Consider the following 11,008-nt stretch of genomic DNA (forward strand, 5'->3'; position numbering starts at 1 on the left):
GCCGTCGCACGTGGACGTGCCGTCGAGTGGGGACGGCCGCTACCGTGCGTTCAACTTGAGCGTGTCCTTGAGCGCCATCGCGCGCGACACGGGCCAGGTCGTGAGGTCGTGGACGAAGTAGGCGATCGCCCAGATGTCCTTGTCGGGCAGCGCCCCGTGCCACGCGGGCATCGCCGTGCCGGTGATGCCGCGGGCGATGATGCGGTAGAGGTTCTCGACCTCGGTGCCGCTGCGGACGTGGTTGACCGTGAAGTCGGGCGGCAACAGCACGTTCTTCGCCTCGCAGCGACCGAGCACGCATTTGACGTTCGTGCCCTCGCAGTCGGACGACTTCTCGCACACCGCGTCACCCGGGATCGCGTGAGTGTAGCTGTCGCTCACCCGCGGCATCGGCAGCCACGCCTGCGGGCGCATCTCGGCCAGCGGCGGCTGGTCGTACTCGGCGCGCGCCTGGTTGATCTCCGTGAGCGTCGCGTATGCCGGATGGCAGCCGTAACACTGTGCGAGGCCGTGGTAGACGACCTTGCCGCGGGCGATCGCGGCCTCGCGCTGGTCCGGCCCCCACGGGTCCGTGTCCACCGCCAGCGGCTCGCTGATCTTCTTGCGCGGATGGCGGAAGCCGCTTCCCTCGGGCGAGAACGTCTTGATGTACTGGACGATCGCGTGGACCACGTCGTCCGGCAGGTTGCGCCAGGACTGCATGGCCGTTCCGTCGAGCCCGTGCTTGATGATGCGCTCGAGATCCTCGTCCGCCGGCAGCTTGCCGTCCTCGGTCGCCGCGAACTTGAACGTCGCGATACGGAAGTCTCGCGGCGGCACGAACAGGTTCTTGGACGCGCGACCGCGGCCGTCCCCCTCGAGCCCGTGACACGGGGAACAATACGCGACATACGCCTGGTGCCCGACGTTCAGGGTGTCCGGGTCGACGGTGACCCCACCGGCAAACGTGACCGGCTCGGTGAAGACGACGGGATCGGTCGAGCACGCGGCAACCAAGGCCGCGGCCGCGGCGAAACGCCAGCTCATGACTCCTCTCCTGTGTTCGCATGGGCCCGCACATGCGCGCGGATCCACCACACGGCGCCGCCGATGAAACCGAGCGGCAGCGCCAGCATCAGGCCGGTGGCAATGTAGTAGACGGTCCGGCCCGCCTCGTTCTGCCGGGCGCAAAACGGGCACGCGTACGCGGCCGCCGGCACGAACCATGCGGCGATCAGCCAAAGCAACGCTGTCGGGCGTGCGCGCATCACCACAGGTACACGAGAGCGTACAGCGGCGGCCATACCGCCACCACAAAGGTCCAATACACGCGGACGGCGCGCACGCCGACGTAGTCGCGCGCATACGCGCCCCGCCCCGCCCGGCGCGTGACGACCGCGAGCGCCGCGACCGCACCGATCACGTGTAGCGCGTGAGCGCCGACGAGCGTGTAGAACAGCGATCCGTACAGGCTGTCGGCGGTGCGCAGACCGTAACCGATGAGGCGCGCCCACTCGTAGCCCTGCATGGCGAGAAAGCCCGCGCCACCGATCAGCGTCGCGCCCAACAGCCGGGTCGCCCGCGCCGGCTGCCGGCGGTCGAGGGCGCGTACGGCCCACCACATGGTCACGCCGCTCGCGAGGAGCAGCACAGTCGCCACGCCGGTCGCGGCCACCGGCAGCCGCGGCTGGTCGGCCGGCGGCCACACGCCCTCGTACTGGCCACGCAACACGATGTGCGAGCTGATCAGCCCCGCGAACAGCATCGCCTCGGTGAACACGAACAGCGCGACCGCCAGCAGGGCGCTGGGCACCACCGGCCGCGAGCGTGCCGCGAGCGCGCGCGCCGTCATCGTACCGCCCCCTCCATGTGGCCGAACTGGTGGACGATGTCAGGGATGAGCGTTCCGTACAGGATCACCAGCGCGGCCAGCGTCGCGATGACGACGTACTTGATGTAGCGCGGCTCGCGTCCCAGGTGAATGAAGTAGTTGAGCACGAGGTATGCCTTGAACGCGGCGATGACGAAGATCGCGGCGATCGCCGGCCCGGATTTGCTCACGGCCGCGATCACCACGGACACGATCATGGCGACCGCGAGGCCGAGGAATACGCGCGTGTACAGGGTCGTAGTTTCGTCGGACATGGCTCGTCTCGCGGTTACGACGACAGGTACAGAAGCGGGAACAGGAAGATCCACACGATGTCGACCAAGTGCCAGTACATCCCGGCATACTCGACCCGCTGCGGGTTCTCCCCCTTACGGACGCGCAGCGCGACCCAGCCGAGGGCGATCATGCCGGCGATGACGTGCAGCCCGTGGAGTCCGGTCATCGCGAAGTAAAACGACCAGAACAGGTTGGCGGTCGGCGTGAAGCCGTGCGCGATCTCGTGCGAGTACTCGTACGACTTGATGCAGAGGAAGACGAGGCCGCACAGCACGGTGATGCCGAGCCAGCGAGACGCCTTCTTGTAGTCGCCCTGGTGCGCGGCGTGGTGCGCGAGCACGACGAGATAGCTGCTGGTGAGCAGCACGCTCGTATTGACGATGCCGGCCCACTCCACCGTGTGGCTCGCGTACGCGCTCCACTCCGAGTGGCGCATCCGCAACAGCAGGTAGCTCGCGATCAGCCCGCCGAAGATGACCGCCTCGCCGGCGAGCACCCACCACATCGCCATCCGCGATGCGGGAATCAGCTCGGATGACTGCGTTCGCGTGTGTTCCGACACGTCACGCCTCCTCGCGGTCAGTGGATGCGCTGCCTTCCGTCGCGCGGCCGTCGCCCGCGGCGTCAGCGCTGCCGCCGTCGCCGCCGGCGGTGCGGCCGCCGCTGTCCGCTTGCCACTGGGGCACGAAGTCGGGACCGTCGCCCGGGAGCGAATACTCGTAGGCGCCGCGGTAGACCTGCGGGACCTCGTCGAAGTTGCCGTGCGGCGGTGGCGACGGCGCGGCCCACTCGAGGGTGGTCGCCTGCCACGGGTTGCGATCGGCCTTCTTGCCCGCCTTCATCGAGTAAAAGAAGTTGAAGATGAACAGGACCTGCGTGAGCAACAGTCCGATCACCCCCACGGTGGACAGCACTTGGAGATCCTGACCGCCCTTGAGGAAGTCGTAGACGAGCGACGGGTCGGCGATGCGCCGATGATGCCCCATGACGCCCAGTTTGAACTGGGGCAGGAACACCATGTTGAAGAACACGAAGGTGCCCAGGAAGTGCAGCTTGCCCAGCGTCTCGTTCAGCCGGCGGCCCCACATCTTCGGGAACCAGTGATAGATGCCGGCGAACGTGCCGAAGAACACCGACGGTACGAGCGTGTAGTGGAAGTGCGCGACGACGAAGTACGTGTCGTGGAAGTAGATGTCGGCGGCCGCCGACCCGAGAATGACGCCCGTGACGCCGCCGACGAAGAAGTTGGCGATGAACCCGAGCGCGAACAACATCGACGCCGGGAACCGGATCGAGCCGCGCACCAGCGTCGCGAGGAACGCGAACATCGCGACGGCGAACGGCACCGAAATCAGGATCGTGGTGAGCGAAAACGGCGTCGCGAGCCGTGGATCGATCCCGCTGATGAACTGGTGGTGCGCCCAGACGACGAAGCTGAGCACGCCGGCGGCGATCGTCGAGTACAGGATCATCTTGTAGCCGTAGATCGCCTTGCGCGCGTTGCAGGTGATCACCTCGGAGACGATGCCGATGGTCGGCAACAGCAGGACATACACCTCTGGGTGGCCGAAGAACCAAAACAGGTGCTGAAACAACAGCGGGTCCCCGCCCTGCGCCGGCGCGAAAAAGCCCGAGCCGATCGTGCGGTCGAGCAGCAGCATCGCCGCCCCCGCGACGAGGGGGCCGACGCTGAGCAAAAAAACGATCGACGCGATGATCTGCTGCCACACGAACATCGGCAGCCGCATCAGCGTGAGCCCCTTGACGCGCAAGTTCAGCGCCGTCGTGATGATGTTGATGCCGCCCATCAAGAACGACGCGAACTCGACCGCGACCGCGAGCAGCCACAAGTTGACGCCCCAGTTGACGCCGCTCATCTCCGCGGCATCCGACAGCGGCGGATAGGACGTCCAGCCGCCCGCCGCCGCGCCGCCGGGGACGAAGAACGACGCGATCACGATGACGACGCTCACGAAGAACGTCCAGTAGGACATCATGTTGAGCCGCGGGAACGCCATGTCATCGGCGCCCACCATGATCGGCAGCACGTAGTTGCCGAACCCGGCGACGAGCAGCGGCATCGCGACCCAGAAGATCATGATGCTGCCGTGCATCGTGACCACCGAGTTGTACTGGTGCGGCGCGAGCGCGCCGAGCAGCGGCACGTCCTGATCGGGCCAGGCCAGGTGATGGCGCAGGCCGAACGCGAGGAACCCGCCCACCAGGGCCATGAACAGCCCGGTGAGCATGTACTGTTTGCCGATCACCTTGTGATCGACGCTGAAGATGTACTTGCGCCAGAACGACGTCGGTTCGCCGTGACTCATCGACCGGTCGCCTCCACGATCAGGTGTCGCTGTTGCGCCATCGTTTCGGCCCACCGCGCGTAATCGTCCTCTGACAGGACGACCAGGCGGGCCCGCATCGACGTGTGGCCGCCGCCACAGATCTCGGCACAGGCGATCTCGTACGTGCCGGGTTCAGTGGCTTTGAACCAGCCGCGGATGCTGCGACCCGGGACCGCGTCCTGCTTGAGCCGCAGCACCGGGATCCAGAACGAGTGAAGCACGTCGGTCGACTCGAGCTGGAAGCGGACGACCTTGTTGGCCGGCACGTACAAGAACCCGCCGGTCTGGAAGTCGTCCTCCGTGTCGAGCGCACCGTCGGGCCCGGCATAGGTAAACGTCCACGCGAACTGGCGCGCGGTCACCCGGACGAGCACGTCGTGCTGCGGCACCTGCCCCTTGACCTCGTGCCACACGCCGTGACTCTTGGCCTCGATCGACAGGTCGAGCGCGAGGACGAGCACGACCGGGGCGAGCACCCACGCGTTGGCCTTGAGCGTGTCGGCCGGCAGCCACCCGGCGCGCCGCCCCTCCCGGCGGCGGTAGCGCACGAGCGTGTAGACCAAGAAGCCCTCGGCGGCGACGAACCAGACGAGGATGATCCACCAGATGTACCGGATGATCGAATCCACGTCGCCGCCGAAGCTGGAGATGTTCTGGGGCAGGTCGTCAAACATCGAGTTGGCTCCGCGGTGCGGGTGCAATACGCCACGGACCGGCCGCCGAATGCAAGCCCCTAGGGCCACTCAGTGGCGTCGTGCGCGCAAAAATCGCCGGTCGGCGCGGCCGGCGGCGCGCGCGCCGGCGCACCGCGGCTGCCGCCGGCGCCCGCGTGCCAGATTGACAAACGCGGGCCGGCGCAAACGCCAATCCGACACCGGCGGTTGCCGCCCGCGGCGCGCGCGTGGTAGGCAAATCGCACCGATCGCGGTACCGGCCCCCGGCATCGCGCTTGCATTTCGGACGCTTCCCGATGCTGCGCTCCATTCCTTCCGTCGCGCTCGCCACGACCCTCGTGGCCGCCGCCGCCCCCGACGCAGCCGCCGTGGACCTCCAGGGCGGGTCGCTGTCCATCGAGCTGCGAAAGCCCGACGGCGACGGCACCTTCTCCACGATGTCCGCGACCGACGTGGCGGAGTTCTTCAACGCGAGTCACTGCATCTGCGGCACGCCGTTTGCGGTCAGGTTGCAGCTCAGCGGCCAGTCGGGCCGACTCGACAGCGTACCGGTCGAAGTGTGGGTGGGCAATGCGTGCGACGACACCGAGAACCTCGCCGACCGCGACCAGCGATGCACGCAGATCGCGACCGTCTCCGACATCAATGACCTGCAAACCCCGCAGACCATCCCGATCCCGGTCGCCGAGCTGGTGTCGCCGGGCATCACGCAGGGGGGCGTCCTCCCGCCGCCGTACGCGTGTCCGGCGACCGAGGCGACTCGCAACGTGTTCGTCCTCGTCGACGACAACGGCGACAACGAATACGAAAACGTGTTCACCCTGGCCGACGACCTGTTCGTCGACGCGGTCGCGCCGCCGGAGCCGACCGAGGTGCAGGCGTCTCCGGGCGAAAACGGGGCGCAGGTCACGTGGAAGCTGCCGCAGTCGAACACCGACGATCTGCGGTCGTTTCAGATCCTGTGCGCGCGCACCGACGGCACGGTGAGCGACGACGACGGATTCCCGCGCGCGGACGCCGACTACCAGACCCCGCTCACGGAGTGCCCCGAGTTGTTCGCGACCGCGGCCCCGCTCCCCGGCGGCCGCGCGCGCGGCGGCGGCGACGGAGGCCCGGTCGACGCCGGCGCGGTCGACGCCGGCGCGGACGCGGGCCCGCCCCCGGCGGGGTTGGACGTGCTCGACCCGATGTTCGTCTGCTCGGATCCGATCGGATCGACGTCCTCGACCGCACGCGTCGACGGCCTCGAAAACGGCGTCGAGTACGAGCTGGTGCTCGTCACCGTCGATCCGCGGCGCAATCCCGCGGTGACGGCGCTCGGCCGCATCACGCCGTCCGAGGTGATCGACTTCTGGGAGGATTACAAAGGCCAGGGCGGCGCGGCGCTCGGCGAGTACTGCTTCGTCGCGACGGCCACCTACGGCGACTACGACCACCCGTTCGTGCGCGTGCTGCGCAACTTCCGCGACGACGTGCTCGCGCCCACCTCGTTCGGGCGCCGGTTGATCGAGGCGTACTACGCCCACTCGCCGCCGGCGGCGCGGTTCATTGCGCGGCACCCGGCGCTGCGCGCGCTCGCGTGGGTCGCGCTGCTGCCGGTCGTCCTCGCGGCCGGCGCGTGGGTCTACACCGGGTGGGCGGGCAAGCTGGGCCTGCTCGTCGCGTTCGCGCTGTGGCGCGCGCTGCGCCGGCGCCGGCGCCCGGCACCGGTCGCCGCGGCGCGCGGGGCGCGGGCGCGGACGCGCCGCGCGGCCGCCGCGGCCGCCGTCGCCGCTTTGGTCGCGCTGTGGGCCGGGCGCGCGGCGGCCCAGCCGTACTGGGACGAGCCGGGCGGCCCGGCCGACCAGCAGCTCGACGACACGTTGCGCGAACGCCGCAGCGCGTGGACGCTCGAGATCAAATTCGGGCCGTACCTGCCGGAGGTCGATTCGGAGCCGGCGTTTGCGGCGAAGGCCGCGGACGAGCGGCCGTTTGCGCGGATGTTCGGCAACCGCAGCCGCGTGATGACGCAGGTCGAACTCGACCGCTACCTTCTGTACCCGAAGGGGCAGCTCGGCATCGGCGCCGGCATCGGCTTCTGGGACGCGACGGCCCACGCGTTCGAGGTCGACGCCGACGGCACGATCGTCGCCGACAACAACGGCGACCCGAAGCGGTCGCCGGGCGACGAGACGAGCCTCCAGATCCTGCCGGTGTACGTTCACGCGATCTATCGGCTCACGCTGCTCGACGACGAGCTCGGCGTGCCGATCGTGCCGTACGCCAAGGTGGGCCTGTCCTGGTACCTGTGGCGCATCACCCGGCCCGACGGCGACACCGCCACCTACTTCCCCGACGACACATGCACGACTGCCGGCGACTGCCCGAGCGAAAAGGCGCGCGGCGCGACGACCGGCTACCAGGGAGCAGTCGGCATTTCGGTGCGCGCGGAACGACTCGACCCGTCGGCCGCGCGCGCGCTGGCCAGCGACATGGGCATCGAGCACGCCGGGTTCTTCGTCGAGCTGGCGCTCGCCAAGGTCAACGGCATCACGTCGGACAACCTGCGCGTCGGCGACACGACGTGGCTGGCGGGAATCAACTTCGAGTTTTGAGGACGATCAAGCTCGTCGTCGAATACGACGGCACGGACCTGGCCGGCTGGCAGCGCCAGGCCAACGGGCCGACCGTGCAGGAGCACCTCGAGCGCGCGCTGGCCGCGATGACCGGCGGGCCGGTCGCGGTGATCGGCGCCTCCCGCACCGACGCGGGCGTCCACGCGCTCGGCCAGGTCGCACACTTTCGCACCGGCGCCGCGATCCCGGAGCACGGGTTCCGCCGCGGCCTCAACGCGCTGCTGCCTCCCGCGATCGCCGTCGTCGGCTGCGAGCGCGCGCCGGACGACTTTCACGCGCGATTCTGGGCGCTCGGCAAGCACTACCGCTACCGCGTCCTCGCGCGCCCCGACCGGTCTCCGCTGTGGCGCCGCACGGCGTGGCACCGACCGCGGCCGCTCGACGTCGACGCGATGCGCGCCGCCGCGGCCCACCTCGTCGGCGAGCACGACTTTTCCGCGTTTCGGGCGGCCGGCTGCACCGCGCGCACCGCGACGCGCCGCGTGACCGCGATCGATATCGACCGCACCGGCGACCTGGTGGACATCCACGTGCGCGGTGACGCGTTCTTGCGCAACATGGTGCGCATCATCGCAGGGACGCTGGTCGAGGTCGGCGAGGGGCGCCGCGCGCCGGAGGCGGTCGCCGACGCGCTCGGCAGCCGCGACCGGACGCGCGCGGGCCAGACCGCGCCCGCCCGCGGGCTCACGCTGGTGTCGGTCGCGTACGGCGACGGGCGCCCGCCCGACCGGGGCGTCCGCCGCGCACCGTGACCCGGCCGCCGGCGCCGCCGGCGCCGCAACCTGCGGCAACGAGGACGACGCGCCGCGGCACGGCGCGGCCGCTGTAAGCTGACCCATCGGCACGCGTTTCCCAAACGAGCCTGTGGCTTCCCAACCCGCAGTCGACGCGGCGTCGCTCGAACGCGAACGCCGGCTGATCGAGGAGGCCCAGCGCGGAAATCTCGACGCCTTGCGCCCGCTGTTGGACACATACGCTGCGCCGCTGTACGCGAACGTCATCTTGCCTCGCGTCGGCGAGCCGGCGACCGCCGAGGACGTCCTGCGGGACACGTTCCTCACCGCGGTCACCAAGATTCAGTCGTTTCGCTGGCAGGGCCACGGGCTGTACGGCTGGCTGCGCCAGATCGCGGTCAACAAGGCGTACGACCTGCACCGCCGGTCGCAGCGCCAGCGGCGGCTCGCCGAGGCCCTCGCCGCCGAGCTCGCGGCGACGGCGCCGCCGGCGTGCGGGCCGGACGCGCTGCTGATCGCCCGCCAGGAGACCGCGATCAACCGGCGGCGCATCGCCGAGGCCCTCGCGCGCATTCCCGACCGCTACCGGCGCGCCATCGAGCTGCGGCTGATCGACGAGTTGCCGCGCGACGAGTGTGCTGCCACGCTCAACGTGACGGTCGGCACGTTCGACGTGTTGCTTTATCGCGCCGTCCGCGCGTTCCGGCGCGCATTCGGAGACCGAGACGAATGATCCGCGACGACGACATCCCCGCGCCCGACGCGCCGGCCGATCCGGCGGAGCAGCGCCGCGCCCGATCGTTCGCGTCGCTCGTCGACGACCTGATCGACGGCCTCCCGCCGCCGCCGGCGTTGCCGGCCGATCAGCGCGCGCTGCTCGAGACGGCCACGATCGTTCGCGCGAGCACGCGCGACGCGTTCGACCTGCCCCCCGAGCGGCGACGCGCCGTCGTCGACGCGGCGCTGCGGGCCGCCGTCGGGCCGGCCGCATCGGTTCCCGCCTCCCGCGCCGGCGCCCCGGCGCCGCGCGCCGCGCCGGCGGCCGCCGGCCCCCCCGCGGTGCGGGGCCGGTCGCGGGCGCCGCACCGCGCATCGTCGCCGTGGGTCATCGCAGCCGTCGCGGCCGCGGCCGCGCTCGCGCTGTGGTTTCGCCCCGCGCCGCGCGAGCCGACGCCTGGCACCGGCGGCTGGCCGGCCGCGCTGCGCTCGCGCCCGGCCGATGCGCTGGTCGGCCGCATCGCCCCCGCGCGCGCGGCCGACGCCGCGGCGCGCATCGATCAGATTTACGCGGACCGACACGCGGGTTTCCGCGCGGTCCACTTCCGCCGGCTCGGCGCGCGGAGGCGGCCGTGATCGGTCGCGTGCTCGCGGTCGCGCTGGCGGCGGTCGTCGCGGCGGCCTGCACCGGCGATGCGCCCCGATCCGTCACGCAGCTCGCCGAGCCGGCGGACGCGCTCGACGAAGATCTGATGGCGGCCCTGCTACAGGCCAAGAACCTGCACCACAAGGCGAACCTCTACTTGCTCGACGGCGACACGCGCGCGGCCATCGACGCCCTGCGCGCGATCCTGGCGATCGAGTTCCCGCCCGGCGCCGACGAGGCGCAGGACGTGCTGGTCGACGCGCGCTCCCGGCTGGCCAAAGTGCTGCTCGGCGCGGGGCGAGCGGACGAAGCGCTGCGGGTCGTCGACGAGGGCATCGCGGCCGCCGCGCGCGAGTCGTACTTCCTCGCGAACGCGTACACGGTGCGCGGCGAGATCCTCGAGCACCTCGCGACGGCCCAGACCGATCCCGCCGCGCGCGACGCGCTCAAGCGCGATGCGATCGCGGCGTACGACCGCAGCATCGAGATCAACAACGCGATTCGCGCCCGCTTGCGCGAGGAGGCCCGCCGATGAAGTTCGCCGCCGCCGTCGCCATCGCCGCGTGCCTGGCGCTCACGTCGTGCGGCGCCAAGCAGCCGACGTCCCGCTACGCCGCCGCCGACGCCCGCAAAGACGAGATCCGAGGCCTGTGGATGCAGATCCGAATGTGGCGCGCCGAGATGGGGCTGCGCGGCGTCGAGCCGACGTCGCGCGCGATCCGCCAGATGCTGCACGTGCCCATGCATCAACTGTTGGCGGAGCTGGCGGCGATGTGCGTGCCGCCCACCGACCCGTCGCACGCCTGCTCGGATACCTGCAATCTGGCCGAGAACATCTGCGAAAACGCGGAGGCGATCTGCCGCATCGCCGGCGAGCTTCGCGACGACGACTGGGCGCGCCGCAAATGCGCCAGCGCCAAGGCGTCGTGCAAGGACGCCAAGCGCCAGTGCTGCGCGTGCGAGAGCCGCCACGGCCGCCGGTGACGCCCGCCGTCGGCGCGTGGCCCGCGGCGCCGCGGCCCGGGACCGCCCGCGCCCGCGCCCGTGCGCGTGGCCCGCGGCGCCGCGGCGCGCCGCCCGACGTCGACCCGCGCGACGGGGCGCCGATCGCCGCGCTCCGTGCGGCGC

General features: G+C 70.7%; 12 protein-coding genes. 6 read left to right on the plus strand and 6 right to left on the minus strand.

Translation table 11 applies throughout. The annotated features are described in order from the left end of the window. Positions 1-39 precede the first annotated feature (39 nt). The 6 genes from D6689_18510 to coxB are packed head-to-tail and all read right to left on the minus strand — an operon-like array spanning position 40 to position 5,195. Positions 40-1,344, minus strand: a complete 1,305-nt coding sequence (locus tag D6689_18510) for a hypothetical protein (GenBank protein RMH38817.1) — start codon at positions 1,342-1,344, stop codon at positions 40-42. After that, complete coding sequence (locus D6689_18515) at positions 1,247-1,831, minus strand: heme-copper oxidase subunit III (protein RMH38818.1); 585 nt, start codon at positions 1,829-1,831, stop codon at positions 1,247-1,249. Before D6689_18515 ends, D6689_18510 begins: the two co-directional genes overlap by 98 nt. Beyond that, positions 1,828-2,124: a hypothetical protein gene (locus D6689_18520; protein RMH38819.1), complete on the minus strand. Its 297-nt coding sequence runs from the start codon at positions 2,122-2,124 to the stop codon at positions 1,828-1,830. The genes D6689_18515 and D6689_18520 overlap by 4 nt, the downstream gene beginning before the upstream one ends. Positions 2,125-2,138: 14 nt before the next feature. Beyond that, positions 2,139-2,657, minus strand: coding sequence for a cytochrome oxidase subunit III (locus D6689_18525; GenBank protein ID RMH38828.1), 519 nt, complete (start codon positions 2,655-2,657; stop codon positions 2,139-2,141). A gap of 52 nt (positions 2,658-2,709) precedes the next feature. After that, positions 2,710-4,473, minus strand: a complete 1,764-nt coding sequence (locus D6689_18530) for a cytochrome c oxidase subunit I (GenBank protein RMH38820.1) — start codon at positions 4,471-4,473, stop codon at positions 2,710-2,712. Then, positions 4,470-5,195, minus strand: a complete 726-nt coding sequence (gene coxB, locus D6689_18535) for a cytochrome c oxidase subunit II (GenBank protein RMH38821.1) — start codon at positions 5,193-5,195, stop codon at positions 4,470-4,472. Before coxB ends, D6689_18530 begins: the two co-directional genes overlap by 4 nt. A 269-nt stretch (positions 5,196-5,464) precedes the next feature. Here coxB and D6689_18540 point away from each other — a divergent pair, with 269 nt between their 5' ends. From D6689_18540 to D6689_18565, 6 genes are all read left to right on the plus strand, one after another. Further along, positions 5,465-7,762, plus strand: coding sequence for a hypothetical protein (locus D6689_18540; protein RMH38822.1), 2,298 nt, complete (start codon positions 5,465-5,467; stop codon positions 7,760-7,762). Further along, entirely contained in the window at positions 7,759-8,535 is a 777-nt protein-coding gene (truA, locus tag D6689_18545; GenBank protein RMH38823.1) for a tRNA pseudouridine(38-40) synthase TruA, read from the plus strand. Before D6689_18540 ends, truA begins: the two co-directional genes overlap by 4 nt. Positions 8,536-8,620: 85 nt before the next feature. Beyond that, on the plus strand, positions 8,621-9,250 hold the full coding sequence (locus D6689_18550; GenBank protein ID RMH38824.1) for an RNA polymerase sigma factor: 630 nt from the start codon (positions 8,621-8,623) through the stop codon (positions 9,248-9,250). Continuing rightward, complete coding sequence (locus tag D6689_18555) at positions 9,247-9,870, plus strand: hypothetical protein (GenBank protein ID RMH38825.1); 624 nt, start codon at positions 9,247-9,249, stop codon at positions 9,868-9,870. Before D6689_18550 ends, D6689_18555 begins: the two co-directional genes overlap by 4 nt. Next, entirely contained in the window at positions 9,867-10,415 is a 549-nt protein-coding gene (locus D6689_18560) for a hypothetical protein (protein ID RMH38826.1), read from the plus strand. The genes D6689_18555 and D6689_18560 overlap by 4 nt, the downstream gene beginning before the upstream one ends. After that, complete coding sequence (locus D6689_18565) at positions 10,412-10,864, plus strand: hypothetical protein (protein ID RMH38827.1); 453 nt, start codon at positions 10,412-10,414, stop codon at positions 10,862-10,864. Before D6689_18560 ends, D6689_18565 begins: the two co-directional genes overlap by 4 nt. Positions 10,865-11,008: the final 144 nt, after the last annotated feature.

The sequence above is a fragment of the Deltaproteobacteria bacterium genome, from assembly GCA_003696105.1.
GTDB lineage: Bacteria > Myxococcota_A > Polyangia > Haliangiales > J016 > J016.